Annotated in this window: 11 protein-coding genes and 2 pseudogenes; 6 read left to right on the top strand and 7 right to left on the bottom strand. The window is 36.3% G+C overall.

The features are described 5' to 3' along the window. A partial coding sequence (locus L2764_RS19445) for an SGNH/GDSL hydrolase family protein (protein ID WP_248942018.1) occupies nucleotides 1–460 on the bottom strand: 460 nt, incomplete at its 3' end. Nucleotides 461–1,203: 743 nt separating this feature from the next. On the opposite strand from L2764_RS19445, the gene L2764_RS19440 reads away from it, so the two are divergent. The 3 genes from L2764_RS19440 to L2764_RS19430 all read left to right on the top strand — a co-directional run bounded on the left by L2764_RS19440 (nucleotide 1,204) and on the right by L2764_RS19430 (nucleotide 4,754). Next, the gene (locus L2764_RS19440) at nucleotides 1,204–2,139 is read left to right on the top strand and encodes an omptin family outer membrane protease (RefSeq protein WP_248942017.1); all 936 of its coding nucleotides are present in this window, start codon (nucleotides 1,204–1,206) and stop codon (nucleotides 2,137–2,139) included. Between the two features lie 489 nt (nucleotides 2,140–2,628). Further along, nucleotides 2,629–3,192 carry a DUF2913 family protein gene (locus tag L2764_RS19435; RefSeq protein ID WP_248942016.1) on the top strand — a complete coding sequence of 188 codons (564 nt, stop codon included), beginning with the start codon at nucleotides 2,629–2,631 and terminating at the stop codon, nucleotides 3,190–3,192. A gap of 128 nt (nucleotides 3,193–3,320) precedes the next feature. After that, entirely contained in the window at nucleotides 3,321–4,754 is a 1,434-nt protein-coding gene (locus tag L2764_RS19430; RefSeq protein ID WP_248942015.1) for a sugar porter family MFS transporter, read from the top strand. Between the two features lie 951 nt (nucleotides 4,755–5,705). Here L2764_RS19430 and L2764_RS19425 read toward each other — a convergent pair. Continuing rightward, nucleotides 5,706–7,100, bottom strand: coding sequence for an RHS repeat domain-containing protein (locus tag L2764_RS19425; RefSeq protein WP_248942014.1), 1,395 nt, complete (start codon nucleotides 7,098–7,100; stop codon nucleotides 5,706–5,708). A 724-nt stretch (nucleotides 7,101–7,824) separates the two neighbouring features. Here L2764_RS19425 and L2764_RS19420 point away from each other — a divergent pair. After that, nucleotides 7,825–8,649: pseudogene (locus tag L2764_RS19420) on the top strand (IS3 family transposase); the annotation flags it as partial. A gap of 18 nt (nucleotides 8,650–8,667) precedes the next feature. Further along, nucleotides 8,668–9,093: a DDE-type integrase/transposase/recombinase gene (locus L2764_RS19415; RefSeq protein ID WP_376708456.1), complete on the top strand. Its 426-nt coding sequence runs from the start codon at nucleotides 8,668–8,670 to the stop codon at nucleotides 9,091–9,093. A 198-nt stretch (nucleotides 9,094–9,291) separates the two neighbouring features. Here the strand turns inward: L2764_RS19415 and L2764_RS19410 are convergent, their stop codons facing one another. Further along, complete coding sequence (locus tag L2764_RS19410; protein ID WP_248942013.1) at nucleotides 9,292–9,789, bottom strand: aspartyl/asparaginyl beta-hydroxylase domain-containing protein; 498 nt, start codon at nucleotides 9,787–9,789, stop codon at nucleotides 9,292–9,294. Between the two features lie 416 nt (nucleotides 9,790–10,205). Here L2764_RS19410 and L2764_RS19405 point away from each other — a divergent pair, with 416 nt between their 5' ends. Further along, complete coding sequence (locus L2764_RS19405) at nucleotides 10,206–20,648, top strand: non-ribosomal peptide synthetase (RefSeq protein WP_248942012.1); 10,443 nt, start codon at nucleotides 10,206–10,208, stop codon at nucleotides 20,646–20,648. A 228-nt stretch (nucleotides 20,649–20,876) separates the two neighbouring features. Here L2764_RS19405 and L2764_RS19400 read toward each other — a convergent pair whose 3' ends face one another. The 4 genes and pseudogenes from L2764_RS19400 to L2764_RS19385 all read right to left on the bottom strand — a co-directional run. Then, complete coding sequence (locus L2764_RS19400) at nucleotides 20,877–22,223, bottom strand: Na+/H+ antiporter NhaC family protein (protein ID WP_248942011.1); 1,347 nt, start codon at nucleotides 22,221–22,223, stop codon at nucleotides 20,877–20,879. A gap of 105 nt (nucleotides 22,224–22,328) precedes the next feature. Further along, on the bottom strand, nucleotides 22,329–22,964 hold the full coding sequence (locus tag L2764_RS19395) for a LysE family translocator (RefSeq protein WP_248942010.1): 636 nt from the start codon (nucleotides 22,962–22,964) through the stop codon (nucleotides 22,329–22,331). 107 nt (nucleotides 22,965–23,071) lie between these two features. Next, entirely contained in the window at nucleotides 23,072–23,662 is a 591-nt protein-coding gene (locus tag L2764_RS19390) for a 2OG-Fe(II) oxygenase (protein ID WP_248942009.1), read from the bottom strand. Nucleotides 23,663–23,712: 50 nt separating this feature from the next. After that, nucleotides 23,713–23,822 (bottom strand): annotated as a pseudogene (locus L2764_RS19385) (IS30-like element ISVsa7 family transposase); the annotation flags it as partial.

The raw sequence follows: 23,822 nt of genomic DNA, 5'->3' as shown, positions 1-23,822 counted from the left end.
TTAAGAAATAATCAGCCCTGTTTGTGTCTTTTAAGAACTGACCGGTTATGGCTTTATTGTCTATTTTATTTATTCTTTCAGTAACTTTAGTGCAATCATTATATGACAAAATATCAATTTTGAAGCTAAATATTTCTTCTAAGTCAATAGTTTGTATTTTTATTTCTTTTATGTTTCCAGTATAGGTTTCAATAAAGTTTTGTTCGCTAAAAGAGGGGGATACTAAGCTTTTAAGGGTGTTAAAAGCCTCTATTTTATTCTCTGGGCTTTCAGAACGACTCATAAATATAAATAAGTTTTGTTTTGCTTCTTCTTTGTTTGTTCCGCAAAACCAATCAGCTATTTTCCCCCAAGTACTATTAACATCATCAATACTCTTTGCTGTTTTGATATCTTGAATGTCTGAAGTGCTAATCGAACGATTAAACCAACTTCCATTTAATTCTATTGCAGTAGGCATATAAATTTATCTAGTTGAACGTAAGTAAGTCCATAAATACAAAAAATAGTCATCAATTTATATCAAAAAAAAAATTTTTTAGCAGAAAAATTCATTAATGCAGCAATTTTCCTTAATCTCCCCTATTGTCGAGTAGGTGACACTTGTTATTAAGTGCCGCCCCTCTAAGAGCCGTACATGCAACTTTCACTGCATACGGTTCAAGCCTCCACTAAGGCATCATATGACACCCAACAACCTACAACCTACAACCTACAAAGTATTTAGGGCAGGTTCGAACCATGAGTTCCAACTTTCCTATTCTGTTTTCGCTTATTGAAATAGTTAGCAAGTTAAGGACGATAAGGTGTTGCCGAACGTCTGACTTTTACATGCCTTTCTATTGATGTTCCAGCTATTTGAGCCAGATTGAATTGGCTACCCATGTGTGAATACCAGTGATAATGATCCTTATCACTGGTAGGGATTTAACTTTAATCATCCTTATCTTTTTTAGTTTCCTGTAAATTTCTTTTTAATTCTTATGGCTATAATTAGACATTAGTATAATTATGTTTAAAAAACAAGTGATTGCATATGTTTTTTGTTGTGAAAAATATCACTTAGAGCATAATCCTCTTTTTTGACACTTGTTACTTATTATGCTTGAAATATTACTGCACTAGTAGGTGTAATAACCGCAGGGTGATAACTTTAATTGAAATATAAAACTTAATTATAACAAGTGTTTGTTAGAGTTCTCTATGTTGGAGTTTTTAGATATATTTATGAAAAAGTTAACTTTAATGTTAATTCCTTTGGTTTTTGCTCCTAATGCTATAGCCGAAAGTGATAAAAGCAACTTGATGCTAGAAGGATCTTTAGGCATTTTAAATGGTTCATCGACCGAGTTGGTTTATGATAGTGATGGTAGTAAATTGAGTCAGCTTGATTGGGACATTAATAATGTCCCAATCATTCAATTGGGTGCAACTTGGAATTTGAATGATAATTGGACAGTAAAAGGCAGTTTTTGGTCAATCTTGACCGATGATGGCAATGCTAATATGAAGGACAGAGATTGGTTAGATCCATATCAATCAACGCCTACTGATATTTCTGTCAGTCCAGATACTAAATTGAGAGAAGCGTATGAATTTGATTTGAATGTGACTTATTGGCTAATAAGTCAGCAAAGTTATAAGCTTGGTGTTGTCAGTGGATACCAATATAATACATTTAAATGGGATGGTATTGGCGGGAGCTTTTCTTATGATAATGGTGCGGATATCGGTGTTTTTCCTGATACTGTAGGTATTGACTATGAACAAGAATTTAGTGCTCTTTATTTAGGATTAGCTGGAGAGTATATATTTCAACAATCCGAAATTGGCATGTTGCTTAAGTGGAGTCCTTGGGTTAACGCAAAAGATGTTGATAATCACAATATGCGTGATTTGACATTTTATGAAAAAGGTAACGAATCGTCCGACTATCTCTCACTGTCTTTAAATTATGGTTATAACTTCACTTCGCAAGTAAAACTTTATGTAGAATATGTGTATACCAAGTACTTTGAGACTAAAGCTGACACAACTATTGTGGAAAACAGTACTGGAGATTCATACTTTATACCAAACGGAGCTGGTTTGGATAATGAAAATTCAACCATTTCGGTCGGTGTGAAATATACTTTCTAGATCTAGCTTTTACTGTTTAAAGTGAGTTTTTGTTGCGATACACAAGTATTCAGCAGTGAAACTCGGGGGAAATGGTATGGTGCCGCTTTTAATTTAAGGTACCATGCCAAATAACACTTCACTTAAACAGAGGGACATCTTTATATCTGGCTAAATAATGAAGTGTAAAGTCACTACCAGTTTATTTATTTGCTCAAGTAACACTGTACTATTTTATACTACCTCAATCGATTCTTTTGCAGATTCAGATAATTCCCCTCAAAAATGCCCGATTTACCATAATAATGATTGTGCGCAATGCGAATTTGTATTTCGAGGAAAAAGAGCAAGATAAGCTCTGAAATGAATAGTTATCTTAGCAAAAAAACCTCTAAAACGAAATGCTAATAGTTAGTGAGTTTCACCACTATGAGGGTTCAGGTAAAAATAGCATTCAAAGCCCTGAAATGATAAAATAAGCCTCTTTTTTAGTTGTAGAGGCATTCTGGATTGAACGAAACATACACAGACGCATTGAACGGACTCGTTGCACACTCTTTAATCCATTTGTATTTACATTGTGATGAAAGCTCAAGATTTATCCCAACTGCAAAACGTAACCAAATTCTAGTTCAACATCTAAAGCCAAAAATAAAACAAACTGAATATAGTTGCCTGAAAAATGAACTCAAAAGGTTCATTGCAATTGGCCGCAAGCAAAAAGGCGATCTTGAGCTGAAACTGATTGAAATTAAGAAAATCCATGAAGACCTCAATCAAGAAATTAATGAGGCTCGAAATATATTTGATCTACTTGAAACAATAAAAGTTAAGTTGAAAATCGATAGTCGCTTCATTCAAAAGGATGAGGGTAGAACATCTGATTTTATCTGTATATATCAGTCTGATATTGAAAAAGGTTTCGATGATAAGGGAAATCAGATCATACCTCTTTTAATGCTAACTCCCCCCAAGAAGACACCTTCTATAATTGAAGTCATTAAAAATACTTCTCTTTTTGTGGTTGAAGAAACTGAAATAAAGGGCAATATTGTATTGAAATCGATTCTATAAAATCAAGGACGTAATATGGCTTACGATGCGACGAGTATTCGGGTTTTAAAAGCAGAGGAAGTGTATGATCGCTTTGAATAGGGGCTATTGTTATATAGGGATATCTTAACGTAGGAGACTGGTACAAAATGATCAGGCAGTCGTCCACTCAACTCAATCAACAGCTCTCACAAGGGAAATACAAGTCTGTTGTCTATAGAATCTGCATCATCGCCGCTCTAGGTGGTTTACTCTTCGGTTTAGATATGGGGTTTATTGCTAATTCGCTCGATGCAATTAAAAGCGCTTATGGCTTAGATCTGCAACAAGGTGAAGACTTTGTTGCCATCATCGCCTATGGCGGTATTTTAGGCGCCTTATTAGGCGGGATCTTAGCGCGTTTTCTAGGTCGTAAAAAACCACTGATAGCAGCAGGTCTATTCTTTACTATTGCCTCTATGCTATCAGCGACAATGCCTTCAATAACCATTCTAGAGCTGTGCCGCTTTATTATTGGTTTTGCGGTTGGTATAACCTCCTTTGTCGTACCACTCTACCTTTCTGAAACAGCACCCAAAAAAATCCGCGGCGCAATGGGTACTCTATTTCAGCTCATGATCACAATCGGTATCTTCTTAATTGCGGTAAGTAATATCTCTATCATTCAAATTCTTGTTAAGCCGACAATCACTGTTCCAGTCATGTTTTTGGTCATTGCAGCATTTGCTATCATCATGTTTATCAGCTGCCTAACGTTACCTGAATCTCCTCGCTGGCTCGTACTTAAAGGACGCCATAAAGAGGCTAAAGCTGTACTTAATAAACTTCGCAATACTCAAGCTGAAGTTGAAGAAGAATATCGTGAAATTGAAGATAACGTTAAAACACCAACACATAGCTTATCTCTACTCTCTAAAGGCTACTTCTGGAAAGTGCTGATCCTTGCTGTTTTTATTCAGTTCTTTCAACAGCTTGTTGGTATCAATATAATGATCTATTACTCACCGACAATCTTCGACTATGCAGGTATGACTGGAGTTGGTGCAATGTTGCTGGTTCCTACAGTGAATATGCTCTTTACCTTCCCAGCGCTTAAATGGGTAGAGAAATGGGGTCGTAAGAAACTGTTATACATGGGATCAATTGTCATGTTTATCGCTATGGTAGCTGTAGGTTTATCATTCTGGGTGATGGGACAAGGTTCCCCTAGCAGTATCGAAAAAGGTATTCTGTTAGTTTCTGTTATTGTTTATATTTTCGGTTTTGCTACATCTTGGGGCCCTGTTGCTTGGCTACTATGCTCTGAATTATTCCCGCAAGAAGGCCGTGAAATTGGTATTATGGTCTCAACGATGGTTAACTGGACGTTTGCTGGACTTGTCATGGGGACTTCTCTCACTATCATGCATACTTATGGTGACGATTCTATTTTCTTCGTCTTTGCGCTTTTTTGCTTGCTCTCATTAGCATTTGTGAGATTCTTTGTCCCAGAGACAAAGAATGTCACACTGGAGAAAATCGAAGCTGACCTTAAAGCTGATGTGCCTCTAAGTCAATTGGGTCAAAGCCATGCTAAAGTATAGACATCGTTTTATCCCACGGGGTTTTCATGAACGTTTTCTATCCACTTAAGGTATAGTCAGTTTTTAAGATTTTTGAGCTTTTCGCATTGTCATCAGTTATAGATCATCTTTGGCGCGATTGTCGTCTTACAGTTGAGGCACGAAGGTAGGCTCTGATAAACATTTTACTTCACTGGTTTATTTAGGGTCTGGTTTACAATATTAGTTCGCGTAGGGTTGTTTATCAAGGTATTGCGAACCATCCAACACTACTCTTTAACTGGTTCGCATCGAGTATACCCGATGCGAACCAGTTTATCTATATATCAAGAGCATAGCTAGATTAAAGCTCGCTAGATCCTTGGTTTTTGTTCAATATCAATATGATGCGCTCAGAATAGAGCAAAGTTCACCCGAATATATTTTTGCAACAAGCCCATAATCAACCACCTATTTGAGGTTGATATTACGCCCTCTGTGTGATTGATTAATCTGGGTCGAAAAATATGATCACAAAGAGGGTTATTAGTTAAATTTCCTACCCGACTTCAGGTTAGTTACTTTTTTTTCGAGTGCAATAGTTAAAGTTAATACCACTGTTCAGCCAAAAAATAACAAATCCAATGTTAGACGTTACAAACTATCAATAAGATGATTTGCTCAATTTGTAAGACCTTCGCCCATTATAAAAGCAGCTTGCAGCGACTAAAAACAGATTGAAATAGATCAATATCTCTTTACTTGTCTCAGATATAACCAAAGCCCAAGTCTCCATTAAAAAATGAGGTGACACACTGAAAAAACCAATAAATGGAATCATAAAAATTATAACCAGAATAAGTGCAAAAAGGTCATGTAATATGTGTCCTTTAAATTTCTTATTTAGTATTACAATTATATTAAAGTAGGCCATTATCAAAAAATGAAGTACTACATTGATTGCCATCACCCCCCCAAGATAAATAATGAAATTCATAACCTACCCGCTCTGTCTGTTTTTTCTTCAAATGGACCAACTAACTCGTAAGCTTGTACCATCTGTTTCCAAACAGATGGACCATAGCCATTATACAAGACCTCCACAGTTGCAGCTCCTATTCCTTCCACTACAGCCCCTCCAACTTGACCACTCAACAAAGCTGGAACAGATTCACCTACTCTGGAACCAATCACATCTTTCATTGTTCGATTAGCTATAACTTGATTCCCATTACTTAATATATTAGCCGAAGCACCGTTAACAGCCACGGCAAAAAGATCGATATGAATATCACCAAAGGATATGGTTGTACCGTCTACGCTCATGCTTTCGAAATTAACATTATTAAAGCCTTTATCACGAACTGCACTAACATAAGCACCCGCAACTTGACCGATGGCATTAGAGCTCATTGCAGACAATCTAGCATCATTAAAGGCACTTCCTGCGAGCGCACCGGCACTCGCACCAATTAAAGTTGCATATACTTTATCTGCGATGGAATCACCCGCATTTAAGAAACCAGCTGTACCGCCTGAAATCCCACCAAAGGTGGCGTTATAAGCATTAAATTTACCATCAGGATCAACAAACATATAAGGATTGTTATTAGCGTATGAATAACGGTTAAAGCTGAATTGTGTATCAACAAAACTCACCGGATCATTGCTGTAAAAGCGACCTATTAACGGATCATAATAACGGGCTTGCATGTAAGTTAAACCTAAGTCTTTATCTTGCAAATGACCAGTAAAGCCGATCCCCTCTTTATCCCCGCCTAAACGCTTACCAAATGGTTCATAATAACTTCTTGTTGATACTTTCCCGTTACTATCCGTTTCCAGAACGGGTGATCCGAGCATGTCAGTATGTTGATAAGTTGCATTTTTACCATCACTCTCTGCAATTAACTGGCCCCCAGTATAGATGCTTATTGTTCCAGCCCCACTCTGACTTTCACGATAAAGTAATTTACCACCTAGGCTATATATAGTGTATTTGACACCATTAGCGTTAGTCTGTTTAACTCGCTTTCCATTACCATCATAAACATATTTTTGACCATTGGCGGTAACAAGCTGATTAGCTAAGTTATATGTTAATCCATAGCGACCATTGTTAACCGTATTGCCTCGTGAGTCATAATCATATTTATACCCCCCCGATACACTGCCTAAACGGTTCTTACTATCATATTCATATTTTATGTTAGAGCCGCTAATGCTGCGTGATCTGATGTTGTTTACACTGTCATATGAGTAATGACCAGACCCCCAACGACCATTCGCCATTTTAAGGCGGTTTAATCCATCATATTGAACATTCTTAATACTGTTTTTTGAATCTATGTTGTCAGTTAACTGGGTTAAATTATCATTAGCATCCATCGACAAATTTAAGTAAGGGTTATTTGACTAAAAGAACGGTTTGTCACCACGTTCCTCTGTAGCCCTTGGTATCACTGGGCTGTAGCCAAAATATCGATTTTAAAAACACCTAGGTGTTAATAGTTAACCAGTTGAATTGAATGCAAATATTAAGACTCTGCAAATTCATATTTCTTATCCCCCTAGAAATCATGTAAATCGTTCTCACAAACGAGCGTTTGTGAGAGCTTAAATAAAGTCTAATAAATCACCCTATCTTGTGGGTTTCAGGTTATCAAAAACCACTCTCAAAACTAAACTATCAATTGAAGTGGATTCAACGAGTTTCGATAACCACTGACACCAACACAAATCAGTGACAGATATATTCAAACAAAACCTAAGAGCTATTTATAACTTGCACTAGAGATAGGTTTATTTTGTAAGTCATATTAAATCAATGGGTTACTACAATAATGTTAATACATAAGCTCACTGAGTAAATATGAATTTCACCAGTGCGTTAATTTACTTAAATATCAAATAATTAGTGGGTAATATGGAACTTGGTTATAAATTGATGTTTTCGCTACAGCCCAGTGATACCAAGGGTCAAAGAGGAACGTGGTGACAAACCGTTCTTTTAGTCAGAGAACCCTTAGAGGCGAACTTAGACCATTGCGCGATCCGAGTGACACAGATCCTTAACCGGGTTTTCTGTTCCATTGCTCCCTAAACCCCAGCACTGTTATGCCGTGTTATGAGTGTCAGTAAATCTAGCTATTACGATTGGCATAAACGCCCTGCAAACGTGATAAGCCTTGATACACTGAAGCTTTATCGCCGTGTTCGATACTTATTTAAGAAAAGTCGAGGCAGCCTAGGGAACCGTGAAATGGTGAAGCGATTACGCAAAGAAGGCTATCAAGTTGGCCGCTATTTAGTTCGTAAAATCATGCGACGTTTACGGCTCAAGGTCACTCAACGGCAAGCTTATAAGGTGACAACAAAGCGAAAACACAGCGATGCCGTAGCAGATAACCTGCTAAACATGAACTTTAATCCAACCTCAGCTAATCAGGTTTGGGCGGGTGACGTGACTTATTTGAAGACGGGTGAAGGCTGGATGTATTTAGCTGTAGTGCTGGATTTATATTCACGTCGAATAGTGGGATGGCACATAGATAAACGCATGACAACAGACTTGATATCTAAGGCATTGATGAAAGCTTATAACCTTCGGCAACCGCCTAAAGGCTTAGTATTTCACAGTGACAGGGGCTCACAGTATACCAGTAAGCAATTCGGTAAACTGTTATCGAGTTATGGGATCCGTGCCAGCATGGGGGATGTGGGCGCGTGTTGGGATAATGCAGTCGTAGAGCGATTCTTTGGTAGTCTGAAACACGATTGGATTTTTAAAGTTAATCAACCAACAAGAGCATTGATGAAGTTAGATGTGGCGGCCTATATGAAATATTATAACTTAGAGCCGCTGCATTCCGCTAATGGTGATCTGTCACCTGTAGAATTTGAATATTCTCAACTAAAAGTGTCCAATTTGGGTTGACCAGTACAATACCGCGCTATCACCAAAGAAGGCCATACCGTCGATTTTCATTTGTCTCGAACACGCAATCAAAAAGCAGCGAAACGTTTTCTGGGTAAGGCATTGCGGAGTATCGAATCTTATAGCCACCCCAATACTTTGAACACGGATGGGGATAAAGCATACGCGCCAGCAATTCTATCTTTGAAGAAAGACGGGCTCTGTGACCAGAGCCTAAATCAACGACAGGTCAAGTATCTGAATAACCGGATAGAGTCCGATCATGGCAAACTCAAACGACTCATCAACCCTGTTCGAGGGTTTCAATCTTTGAAAACAGCATTCGCTACGATAAGAGGATTTGAGGTCATGCGCATGTTTCGAAAAGGCCAACTTAACTTCTGGTTGTATGGTCGTGCCTCCTTAGCCGAAGTGCGCCTAATTGAGAGACAATTTACTTTCTAGGCGATGAATTAACAGAAAAATCAGACTCCAGCTAAACTTTGCAACGGAGCCAAATTGAGCATTTGAACTTCAATTTCTTGAGTGTAGGCTTTAATTTTCATGGTCACATACAATACTCGATTATCGATATTTATCAACCATTTCGACTGATAGGTAAGTATTTCATTTAATCCTTAATCCTTAATCCTTAAGGTTATTTTATGGTTTCTCTGGAATAAAATCGATAATGAGCGCAACTCTGTCATTTTCAGTTTTATTCCATGCTTCATGAATGAGCCGATCGTCAAAGATAAATATTTTACCCTCTGTCCATCTTTTGATCCCTCCTTGTGATCTAAGTCCACAATCACCATCAGGTATTTCTAGGCCTAGGTGTATCCTCAAATAATCCCCCTGATAACCCATATGAGGTTCAATAACAGTATTAGCCTTTAATATCGAGTATCCTGCAGCGCCATGTGATGGAATATAGTTTTCAATCAAATGACTGGTAAAAGGAGCTAGGTTTGTATTAGATGTTTTATTTCCAAGAGGAAAATCGAATAAGCCGAATGTGCGCCAGTTACCTTCATAAATATCAAATTCTGGCCATGGTACTGTTTGATCTTTTATTAACAGGTATTCACTATAAATTAGATGCCAATTTTTCTCAAACAATGGTACAAATGGTGCTATTTTTAATAAATTCAATGACATTTTAAGTTCCTTAATGACAGCATATGAATGCTGATGGGTGAGAAAGTACAAGACTGGCTGAGCTGATGAGATCCTATTATTTGTTACTCTGGATCCTGCAGATTTGAACAATTCCGAGATTTAGTATACCCTAGAGTATACTCTAGAAACTTGTTTGTGATACAACCCCCTGACTCTTCTACACAAGTCTAAAAATTGAATTTTCTATGGTATGCATGATCAGATTTTGTTACTTCAATCTCTGTGGGTTTGATTCCCCGCAGCTTGCTGCGGGTGTTTTTATGTAGATTTAGCTTTTCGTTATAACCTAAACTCAGGGAAAACCTACAAAGGTTACAATTAAACTTAACAAAAAAACCAACTCATACGCTTACCCTGAGAAGTCATGAGTTTAAAATAATTAAGTGGCATTCAGTATGAGTGAAAACAATGTTATTCCATTACATCCATCACAGAGAAATATTTACTTCGAGCATTTATTTTATAATGATAGTGCTATACATAATGTGGGTGGTTATAACGTAATAAATCATGATGTTGATGTTGCAGTATATAAAAAATCTTGGCAGCTAATGTACCAGAATATTGATGTTTTACGATCAATATTGGTCGAACAGGAAAATTTACCTCCACTTCAAAAAATAGCCTCTCCTACGACAAATATTCTTGAAGTCGACTATATTGACTTTAGTCAACATGGTCAGCCAAAGGAACAAGCATTAGCGTGGATGAAAAAAGAGTTTAATACTGTGCCTTATATCCACAGTTGCTCTAATTCTCGAATTTTTCTCTTGAAAATATCAGAGAACAAATATTATAATTTCAATCGATACCATCACTTATTTATTGATGGTATCAGCTGTCTTTATTTATCATCTTTATTCTACAAGATTTATTGTTGTTTATATAAAAATGAAAGTGTTGATTTTCTAGATACGCTAAAACAATACACACCTTATGTATTAAAAGCTATCAGTTACCAAGATTCTAATCGATTTTTAATAGATAAAGAATACTGGGAAAACAAACTAAATAAAACATCAATACTACATTTCAGGAAAAATTATAACCAAACAGGTTTGTCTAATTATACAATAGATCTACCTAATGTTTTTGTCAGAGATTTGGCTGTCTTCTGTAAAAAAAATGATACCAATTATTCGGCTTTGTTCTCGACAGTGGTTGGCAGTTATTTTTCTCGTATTTATAATATGGATAACATTACCTTAGGTTTAACAGTACACGGTAGGCCAAACAAAGCATCTCATCAAGTAGCCGGTATGTTTTCCAATACCGTTCCTTTTTGTTTTGACTACCTACCGACTCAAAGTTTTAACGACTCCATTAAGCAATCTAACTTTATATTAAAACAAAGCTTAATTCATAGTCGTTTTCCTGCTAGCGAAAGTATACGTTTATTAGGCATCAAGAGCCGGATCCCTATTGAGCTCAATTATGAGTTATTTAATAATAAGCAAGATGAAACAACTAAAAAAACTGGACATATTTTTAGAGTTATGACAAATGATGGTGATCAGCCGCTGCATATACGTCTAATTGACTATAGAAGCGAAGGTAAGCTGGTTCTTGATATCACATATTGTCAGCAATACTTCATGACTGAAGAAATAAGTTTTTTAGCGACGCGATTATTGAATATGTTACAAGCGGGTATAGAAAATCCATCTCTCCAACTCTCTACCTTACCTTGGTTATCAAACAATGAGTATCGCACTCTAGTACATGATTTTAATCAAACTGATGCGGTTTTCCCTATGAATAAGACGCTTAATCAATTATTCGAAGAACAAGCCGCACTAACACCAGATAATATTGCTGCATCCTTCGAAACTGAAACAATTTCTTATCAGAGACTTAATTATCTATCTAATCAGTTAGCATGTAAAATAACAGCAGAATATCAAAAAAATCACAAAAAAGCACTAGAACCTGGCGTATTAATAACACTGTATTTTGAACGTTGTATAGAAATGCTTATCAGTGTGTTAGCAGTATTAAAATCGGGAGGTGCATATGTACCTATTTCTCCCGAAACGCCAATTGATCGCACTTTATTCATGCTTCAAGATACCGACTCTCAATTAATATTAACACAAAGTCAACATTTACCTCAGCTAAATGAAGTTTTAAGAAGATTAAAATATACTACGTTAATTCCTGTTGATAATTATTTCAATATGGCTCAAGAATCAGGTGCTAACTTAAAACCAGTTAACCATGAAACTGATCTTGCTTACGTGATTTATACATCAGGTAGTACCGGTAAGCCAAAAGGTGTAATGCTTCAACATAACAGTATTGTTAACCGAATTAACTGGATGCAGTCTCAATACCCTTTATCAAAAAAAAGCCGCGTCTTGCAAAAAACACCCTATAATTTTGATGTTTCAGTATGGGAGTTACTATGGGCAAATCAGGTGGGAGCAACTTTAATTATAGCTCCACCAAACGCTCATAGAGATCCAGTACAATTGCAAGCATTAATTGTTGAAAATAACATTTCGGTTATGCATTTTGTGCCAACCATGCTAAGTCTTTATTGCCAATATCTCATTGAGCATAAAAAAACACTACCTATTTGTGTGGAGCAGATTTTCTGTAGTGGTGAAGAATTAACCAAAACAGTCATTGGTCTTTTCGAGAAAGTACGACATAACAAGGTATTTATTCACAATTTATATGGACCTACCGAGGCCGCTATTGATGTTAGTCACTTTGATAATATTAATAAAAAAACGTCTTCTTTGTTAATTGGACAGGCAATTTCCAATACAAAACTTTATGTTCTAACTGAAGATCTTGCACTTGTCCCTTTAGGTACATCGGGTGAACTTTACATTAGCGGGGTCTGCTTAGCTCGTGGGTATAAAAATCTAACCGAGCAGACTAAAAAACAATTTATAAACAATCCTTTTGCTTCAAAAAGAGACAAAATAAATGGTTACTCTAGGTTATACAAAACAGGTGATATTGTACGACATCTGCCTGATGGTAATTTGGAGTATTTAGGAAGAAATGATTTCCAAATAAAAATAAAAGGTCATCGTGTTGAATTGGAAGAAATTGAATTTATATTATCGAAAATAACAGGTATTAAACAAGCATGTGTTATACCAATTAACAACGAAAATAATGATTTTTCTGCGTCTACTCTTGCTGCTTTTTATGTATTGAACGAAGTAAGTAGTAAAAGCATTAACGCTACCATTATACATGTTCTTACAAAAATATTACCAGATTACATGATTCCAAGTACATTACTGAAAGTTGATGTTATCCCACTGACATTAACAGGTAAAGTTGATAGACATTTATTGCTTAATTTACTTCCGCTATACAAGGAAGAAAAAATTAATATTTACGTTAAACCAGAAAATAAAAGTCAAAAAATATGTTGTGAAATATGGCAGCAAGTTTTTAAAATAAAGTGTGTCGGAATTGATGATAATTTTTTTGAAATAGGGGGGAATTCTATTATAGGGATCCAACTTATATCAAAGTTAAGTAAGCAAGGTTATGTGGTCCCCTCTTTAAGAACACTATTTCAATATCCAACTATCCGCCTCATATCTCCACTTTTATCAAAAGAGAGTAGTACCCAATCTTCCGGGAAAGAGCTTCAAGCCTTTAGTCTACTAAAGTCAAAAGAAGTAAAAAATCATGATGATTTTTTAGATGGTTTTCCTGCCAGTATTACCCAGCAGGGGTTAATTTATGAATCTCTTCGATTTGGTAATTTGATTAATTTTGATGTGTTTTTTTGTACTATTAATCAAAGCTTTAATAACGAAAAGTTTTTTAACGTTATGAATTCACTAGTTAACAAATATACGTTGATGAAAGGCATTTTTAGCTTGAGTGAAGAAAATGGCTATAATTTATTTGTCAGAAAGAAAATTATTATAAAAGATCATGTGAAGGTGATTTATGGGCCTATTATTACATCTGACAAAATAAAAACAATAGATTTTATTGAAGAACAATTACTGTTAAAAAAAGAGTTTAATCCAGAGAGGTTATTTGATTTTGTAGTTATCTCCAATAAAGATAAATTTAGTTTATTTGGTTTTTTTCATCATACGATTACGGATGGTTGGAGTTTTAATAGATACTTCTCAGACTTTATTAATCTTTACTGTTTGAATAATAATGTAGATTTACATCTAGAATCAACCTATGCCAACTTTGTACAATTAGAAGCAAAATCTATTACTAATAAAAAACATGAAAGATTCTGGCTAAAATATCTCTCAAAATATGAACCAGTTCGCCCATTGAAATGGTTCAATGCAACAACCGAAATAAAGAATGATTTTTATTCAAAACAAAACTTCATTATAAAACGCTTAAATCTTTCAGACGCAAATAAAATTCAATCTACAGCATCAAAACTAAATGTTCAGGATAAATCGTTATTCCTAGCAGCTCAATTTTGTCTCATGGCAAGTTTTCATCAAAAAAATGACATTGTTATAGGTCATGTATGTAATAATAGACCGATTCATTCTGAAGGAGATGCACAGCTAGGTTATTTTTTAAATGTGATTCCTTTAAGAATTAATGTTGATACAATCAATATTGCAAGAACAATTAAATCTATTCAAAAAGGGATTGTCGTACAAAATGATTATCAAATTTATCCTTCCGCAAAAATAGCTTCTCACTATGACGATGAACTTTATTCATCAACATTTGATTTTGTTCAGTTTAAAGAAGTGGATCATCATCAAAATAATGGATTGATAGATGATTTTGAAGATGTTTCATACAATAGTTCTTTATTTTTATTTAATGTTACTCGCCATGATAACCAGTACGTCATAACCTTATTGATACATAAAAGCCTAAGTGATGAGGCTGCATCTAATCATTTATTAAAATATTATGAATTTTATTTGGAGCAAATATGTTCACTTGAGATGACAGAATTTAAGAATATCCATCCAGAAGATAGCAAATATCTTGCTCTCTGGAATGATTCAGATCGATCTTATCCCAGTCATCAAACACTTCATCAATTATTTGAGATGCAGGCAAAAAAAACACCTAACCAAATAGCCATAAAATTTGAAGAACAAAGCCTAACTTATCGAGAATTAAATGAAAGAGCTAATCAGCTGGCACATAATATTCGTAATCGATACCAAGAATACTATCAGATACCACTCAGACCTGACACTTTAATCGCACTCTATCTTGACCGCTCGCTGGAGATGCTTATCGGTATCTTAGCTGTGCTCAAGGCAGGCGGAGCCTATGTACCTATTTCTCCTGAATACCCGCAATCACGTACCACTTTTATACTGCAAGATACAAGCACGCCCTTCATTATCACGCACGCGCATTATGTGGTTCAATTAACAAGATGCTGTAAAAAAAACCTTAGCGAAAATAAAGTCAATACCACACGACATTGTCAAGTAATTAACCTAGATGACGACAGCTTAGTATCACGTGCTTGCGATAACCTTTCACCTATCAGTCAAGCCATAGATTTAGCATATGTCATTTACACCTCAGGTACTACAGGTCAGCCTAAAGGAGTAATGATTGAGCATAGAAGTGCCGTTAACACGATAATCTCAATGAATGATATTTATAATATAAATTCAAACTGTTATAGGATGGGGTGGTTCAGTAATTATATTTTTGATGTCTCAGTTTCAGAAATATTCAATAGCTTATGTTTTGGTGGCGAGCTTCACTTGTTTAATGAAAAAATAAGACAGAATCCATTATTATTAAGTGAATACATTAATACTCATTTACTGCATTGTTTATTTGTGCCTCCCGTATTATTAACCGTATTACCAAAACATGAATATCTATCATTACAGAGTATTATTTTTGCAGGTGATACTTGTGAGCAAAAAGTAGGTGAATATTGGGCTAACCGATATGCACTTTATAATTATTATGGCCCGACCGAAGCAAGTATTTATGCATCAGGAAAAAAAGTAGATGCTAGCCGGAATGTTAATGAAATTGGTACAGCTGTTAGTAATACTAAACTATATGTCCTCAATGACTATTTACAACGTCTTCCTGTTGGCGCATCTGGTGAACTCTATATTAGTGGTATTGGCTTGGCTCGCGGTTACCTTAATCGTGACGTTCTGACTCTTGATCGCTTCATAGACAACCCCTTTGCTACGCATGAGGATATTGAGAAAGGTTACAGCCGCCTCTACAGAACAGGCGATTTAGTTCGCTATTTGCCCGATGGCAATTTGGAATACTTAGGTCGTAACGACAGTCAAATCAAAATTAGTGGCTATCGCATCGAACTAGGGGAAATAGAAACTGCCTTAAATAGAGTAGATGGAATTAAACAGGCGGTAGTAATTAACCTGCGAGGAGGTGATAATCAATACCTAGCAGCCTACTTTGTCTCCGATGGTTCAGATATTGATGTTACAGCTATTCGTCAAGAATTAACGACTAAGCTTCCCAAGTATATGGTGCCATCAAGCTTTACCGCTATCGATACTGTCCCCTTAACCCTTAACGGTAAACTTGATCGTAACGCCCTTCCCGATCCCGATGTTATCGATAGTGCTAATTACATACCGCCACGCAACGAACAAGAAAACTTACTTTGTGACATCTGGCAAGCCGTTCTAGGACTAGAGCGGATAGGCATCCATGATAATTTTTTCCGTATTGGCGGGGATTCCATGACGGCGATCCGTTTAAGTGCCAAAGGGCGGCAAAGTGCTAATTTAGATATCCCTCTAGTTCAGTTGTTCGCTCACCCGACAATTGCAGAACTTGCTCAAGTATTATCTTCTGAATTGCTGGTTATTCCTAGCTCAGCACCAACACTTCAATCTTCTCTATCTTTTGCTCAAGAGCGTTTATGGTTTATTGAACGTTTTGAGCAAGGTCATGCAACTTATCACATGCCTTACCTCGTTCGATTAACCTCTCATGTTGATACCGAAGTACTCCTGCACAGTATCAATCTGATAGCCCAACGTCACCCAGTACTCAATAGTATTTATCGTGAAACCAATAAAGGCATAGGTTTCACCGAGTTATTAGATAAGCCACTAAGTTATCACACGCAAACTGTTGCAAACCAGCTAGCTTTTGAAACGCTTGTTAAAGCAGAGGTCAATAGACCGTTTGATTTACATGAACAAGCCCCGCTACGCTTATGTTGTTATGATGTTGCTTCTCAGTATGATAAAAAGTGTGAGCGATATTTATTGATTATGCCACACCATATTGCCTTTGATGGTTGGTCAATCACCATATTTTTTACCGAGTTAACTCAGACTTATTTATCCTTGCTGGAAGGACAAAAACCAAAACTCCCTGAGCTATCGATTAGTTATAGTGATTACGCTTATTGGCAGCGAAGTTACTTAGAAGGAGAGGTTCTCGAAGTAGAGCTGAATTACTGGCGCAACAAGCTCTCAGGCTTTAACACCCTCAATTTACCGACTAAACAAACTCGTCCGGCACAGATAAATTATCGCGGTTCCAATTATACTTGTGTATTGGAAGTCTCATTATCAACGCAATTACGCGCCTTGGCTAAATCCCATAACACTACGCTTTATACCGTGATGCTCAGTGGTTTTTACCTCACCTTGAGTCAATTGTGCAATCAACAAGATATCGTACTAGGAACACCATCAGATAATCGTCATCATGCACAGACTCAATCGTTAATAGGGTTCTTTGTTAATTCATTAGTACTTCGCACTAAAGTAGCTCCTGAATTAAGCTGCCTAGATTTAATCACTCGAGTTCATAACTGCATACAAGAAGCCAAGATACATCAAGAGTGTCCCTTTGAGAAATTAGTGAGTGAACTAACCCTTGAGCGAGATATATCACGTCATCCAATTTTTCAGGTAATGTTTAGTCTACAGAGTTTTGGGCCTGATTTGACATTAAACAGAACTTTATTTGAAGAAGTTGAGCTTACAGATAAGCAAGCCTTATTCTGTCCAGCTAAATATGATGTAAGCCTTTTTATTGATGACAGTGGCAAGTCATTAACTGCGAAGTGGAACTATGCCTTAAGTCTGTTTAATGAGATAGATATTAAGCATTTTGCTCATATGTATCAAAAAGCCCTCATTGAAATGCTAACTAACCCTCAACAAAAAGTTGGGCAGATCGAACTGCTATCAACTGAAGAACGTCATACCTTAGTAAATACGTGGAATAAAACCGAAACATTTTACCCGAAAAATAAAACTATACAGCAGCTATTTGAAGCACAAGTGCACAAAACTCCGAATAACATAGCATTAGTATTTGAAGAAAATGAGCTAACTTATCGAGAATTAAATGAAAAAGCCAATCAATTGGCGCATCATATCCGCCGCCAGTATCAAGAAAGCTATCTAGTACCATTGCAAGCAGACACCTTAATTGCCCTCTATCTTAACCGAGGTCTGGAAATGGTCATCAGTATTTTAGCCGTGCTCAAGGCTGGCGGTGCTTATGTGCCTATTTCTACAGAAACCCCAAAAGAAAGAGTCACTTTCATTTTAAAAAATAGTCAAACCACATTATTGTTAGCTCAATCCTACAATGAGAAACGGCTTCAGTCTTGGATGAAAGAAGTACATACTCAATGTCATCTACTCTTGATTGATCATAGTTTAGTCAATTACCCTTGTGATAATTTAAATGTGCCAAGCAAAGCAGAAAATCTCGCATATGTCATTTATACATCAGGTACGACTGGTCAACCTAAAGGAGTAATGGTTGAGCATAAAAGTGTGATTAATTTAATTAAGGCTCAGATGGATGTATTTGGCCTGAACGAGCAAGATGTAGCCCTCCAATTTGCTTCCTATGTTTTTGATGCTAGTGTATCTGAGCTTTTTGTGAGTCTAAGTCAAGGCCATAAAATATGTGTTTGTAATGAAACAGAACGCAAGGATATAGATGTATTAGTCGAACTAATTAATAAGCATATGATAAGTGTGGCCACCATCCCGCCATCACTTGTTAATATTATGGATTTAATGAAAATAAAGTCATTAAAAACATTAGTCTTAGCGGGTGAGTCACCATCGTTAGGGTTGTTAAAATCACTTAATCAAAGATATCGTGTGTTTAATGCCTATGGTCCAACAGAAAGCACTGTATGTGCCACAGTAAACTTATACAATAATGGCAATTCAGCTAGTAATATCGGGAAGCCAATACCTAATATTAAAGTTTATGTTGTCAATGAAAATAATACATTATGCCCCATAGGCACTTTTGGCGAACTCTATATTGGTGGTGCAGGCCTGGCTCGCGGGTATCTTAACCGTCCAGAGTTAACCGCAGCGCGTTTTATTGATAATCCGTTTGCAACGAATGCAGATATTGAAAAAGGCTATACCCGTTTATACAAAACCGGGGATATGGTGCGCTATTTAGCGGATGGTAACTTAGAGTTTTTAGGCCGTAATGACAGTCAGGTTAAAATCCGCGGACATCGGATTGAGCTGGGTGAAATTGAGACAGCGCTCAGTCAAATATCGGGCATTAATCAAGCGGTGGTGATTGACCATCAACATGTTAATGATGACCAATATGAGCTGAGTGAGCACAAGAGTGCAAACGGTCAATACCTTGCCGCGTATGTGGTGACAGAGGCTGTGGTTGAAGACGTGGATGCTGATACTTTCCTTACTCCAGAAACCGATACATATATAGAAGGCGTGCGCCAGCAATTAACCCGTGTGCTACCTGATTATATGCAGCCTGCGACTTTTACTTTAATTGAATCTGTGCCATTAACCATTAATGGCAAGTTAGACCGTAAGGCCTTGCCTGAGCCTGAGTTTATTAAGTCTGATACTTATGTGGCGCCACGCAATGAAACTGAAAAACAGCTGTGTGAGATTTGGCAAGCTGTACTGGGCCTTGAGCAAGTGGGGATTCATGACAACTTCTTCCGGATTGGTGGCGATTCCATTAGTGCGATTAAGCTGATTGCGGCGATCCGTAGTGAGCTGAATGTCGATATCCCTCTGAGTACCTTGTTTAGCTGGCCTCAGATAGCATTATTTTGTGACTGGTTAGATAAGGAGCAATGCCCAAATGATTTACTTAAGGCGTTAACGCTAAACTCGAATGCAGAGCAAAAGCTCTTTATGATTCATCCTGCGATTGCTGGTTGTGAGGTTTATGTGCCTTTAGCCCTAGCGTTATCTGATATTGTTAATTGTATTGGTATTGATAATTACAATTTTAGTTCGGAAGTTAAAATATCATCCTTGCAGCAAATGGCTGTAATTTATGCTGATCAGATTCTATCACAGACTTCTATCGATCAGCCTATTGGCCTTTTAGGTTGGTCTTTAGGGGGCCAACTCGCATTGGAAATATCCTATTTGTTGGAATCACGTGGGGCTAAGGATATAAAGGTGTTTTTACTTGATACAATCATTAATTCAGAACATCTTCTCAGGTTGAGAAAACAACTAAAAATGCCTTCTTTGCTAGAGATGAAAACGAAGTGCCACGATCTAGGTATAACAGATTCAAGTTATATTGAAAAGATACTGCAGGCTCATCCGTTCGAAGAGGCCATGAGTCAGTGTGAGTTAAGTAGCAAATTAAACCATGCAAAAGTGACTCTATTTAAGGCTGGTTTAGTAAATAAATACATTGGTAATAAAGATAGCATTTCGTTTAAGATCAACAAGTTAATTTCTAAGCTACCGGATAATAATGTGAGCCAATGGGTAAATAAGCCGATAACCATCAAATTAATTAACGATAAAAATCATATAAACATTGTTGAATCTATAGAAGAAATTAGAGAGGAAATATTGAATGACTTGGTACAGAATGAAGATATTAAATTGATTTGATTAGTCAGTGCATATGAGAAAACAAACCAGTGATAATGATCCTTATCACTGGTAGAGAAGAGGGCTTTTTATGGAAAACTTATCCCACTCATGTGCAGGAATGAGCCAGTAAGCCTTAAAAATAAATAACTTATACCAAACTTCTTGAGGTACTAGCACCTGCTCAATCCAAACGCTGTAGTTTTTTGCAATTATATAAATACTGTAAATATTTTCACATATAACTAATCAGCTTACTCTTTTACGATAGATAATTATTAAAATAGCCATTAGAGTTAATATCATACAATACCAAGAATTAATTACGACACTTAATGGTGAAATGCTAAAAATCGATGCGATTAATAATGCTTGAGCTCCATATGGTATAAGTCCTTGAGTGATGCAAGAAAATATATCTAGAATACTAGCAGCACGTTTAGGGGAAACTTTATGTTTCTTAGCCATCTCCTTAGCTATATCACCAGTTACAACAATAGATACTACGTTATTGGCTACACAAGCATTGGTTATAGCTACAATACTCGCGATTCCTAATTCAGATTCATGAATTGAGATATTGCCTTTTTCTGTTGATAATTTCATTATCACTTTTTCAATTTTATTACTGACAAATGTTAGACCCCCTTGTTCTTTCATTAACGCAGCTAAGCCACCGACAAGCATCGACAAAATGAAAATATCTTGCATATCGATGAATCCTGTGTAGATATTTTTACTAAACTGGACTACGCCGTAATCCATTGTAAGCAGTCCTGTCAATCCTGCTAACAAAATCCCAGTGGATAAAACCACGAATACATTAACCCCTAAAACAGCCAATATCAAAATAGTTAGGTATGGAACTACCTTTATGTAATCAAAATCTTGAGCTATAACCTCTGCCTGTCCTTGCCCTGCTAAGGTGAAGACTATTATCGTGATAATTGATGCAGGTACGGAAAAAACAATATTTTCTCTAAATTTATCCTTCATTTCACAACCTTGAGTGCGAGTAGCAGCAATAGTTGTGTCGGAGATAATAGAGAGATTATCACCCAAAAGAGCTCCTGATATAACAGCACCCGCCATTAAAGGTAAATCAATATGCGCTTCGTTGGCTACTCCTAATGCAATAGGGGCGACTGCTGCGATAGTTCCCATTGAGGTCCCCATTGCAGTTGCGATAAAAGCAGCTATGACAAAAAATCCGGGTAAGAGTAAATTTGATGGAACCAAAGAAAGTCCCATGGCTACAGTTGCATCAACTCCTCCAGTTACTTTAGCTACAGATGCGAAGGCACCTGCAAGTAAATAGATCATACACATAGCAATTATGTTAGCATGGCCAGTACCAGCAAAGAAAACCTCCAAGCTCGGACTTAACTGTTTTTTTGAAAGTACTAAGGCAAATATAATTGCAGGTAATATTGCTATAACACTGGGGATTTGATAGAAAGCAAAATCAACATCATTGCTTTGGAAGTAAACTCCTGCTCCAATAAATATTGATAAAAATAAAATTAATGGAAAAAGCGAAACAAATGAAGCCTTCGTTTCAATATTGTTTTTTTTAATGTTATTAGTATATAGCACTACTTTAAATATCCTATTTTAGTAAACCTAGTCATCTAGAACTTGATAACCAGGCCTATACTTTTGTATGGTAATGTTATTTTCGTTAATGAATATTTTTATTTTCTAATTTATCGTAAATATTAATTTCACGGCAAACCCTAATAATAATGTACCCATGATACGTTCAAACCAGTGACCTAGGTTCAAAAATAATTCTCTTACTCTTTGGTAAGAAAAAAGTAAACTAACTAACATAAACCAAAGGGCGTTGACCACACACATCCATACACCATAGAGAGATTGAATAGCTAAGGGAGTATTCTGGCTAACAACAGTAGTAAATATAGCCAAAAAAAACAGGGTCGCTTTGGGATTTAAGGCATTAGTCATAAAGCCAATTAAAAATGCTTTTTTATTGTTAACAGGCATATTTTTAGTGCTGTCAAATTTTAAATTTTCTACATTTTTTTTACTTCTAAGGAGGTTAACCCCTAAATAGCTTAGATAAATAGCCCCTATGATTTTAGCGATAGAAAAAGCTATATCTGATTGAGCGATAATCAATCCCACGCCAAGTACTGTGTACACCACATGTACAGAAATTCCAGCTCCTATACCTAAACTTGTCATAAGGCCTGTGGTACGGCCATAAACAATACTTTGACGTACTGTTATAGTAAAATCTGGTCCAGGTATAATAACGGCTAAAATGTGAATAATAGCAAGAGCGATGAATTCACTTGCGTAGATATCTAACATCAAGTTTTCCTTTCTAAATTTAGATAATAATTAAATTTTTGAATTCAATGCCATACTTTAATTATATTCAAATACACCAAAGTATTACCAATAAACTGTGAGCTATATTAACTCCAGTATGTTAATGGTTGATGTTCCCCTCTATATCCAATAAAGCAAGAGAGGCTAACTCTAGATTTATTTTTCCCAGCGCTAACAGAGTGCATTTTTCTACTATTAAAAATAATTAACTGTCCTGCTTTAGGCTTGACAACTATATCGGGATCTCCGAGGTTATTTGGTGGAATCCCATAAGAGTCACCACGAATTGAATCGAAGTCATTAGCGGTAATGTCTTTATGCCATAAAAGAAGTTCGCCTCCAATATCAGGTACTTGTATGTGGACGTTAGCAGCTAATTGCATTTGAATGGATTTAGCAGAATAATTATTTGGTACATCCTTTTCAACAATGTCGTGATGAGCTAAAAATGTTACCTCTGGTTCTACAACTCTAGAGAGTCCAACAAACATTTTTTTTCCATGGAAACTTTCTAACTTGGCTCCAGAAGGCCATTGTTCATCTAGCTGACATCTAAAGTAATCAATAGGCGATAAGTATGGAGATAATATATTTCTCATTTCATCAATATTAGATAATGAATTTGAATAATAATAATCTAATAAATTTGATTTATTTTCAGATTCATATAAAGCCATTCCTATACGACCAATACTTGATGCATTTATATAAGATTCAGCTCCAAAACCTAGATCTCAGCAATAAGCGACACACGTTTACCTGTTAAAAACTCATAAGGACTGAGAAAGTTTAACGCCTTTCTTGGCCTCATGTTAATTAAAAATTCAGCATTGGCTA

Source organism: Shewanella surugensis, assembly GCF_023284005.1.
Lineage (GTDB): Bacteria > Pseudomonadota > Gammaproteobacteria > Enterobacterales > Shewanellaceae > Shewanella > Shewanella surugensis.
The sequence above is the reverse complement of the archived record's forward strand: the minus strand, read 5'-3'. Positions and strand labels throughout refer to the sequence as shown.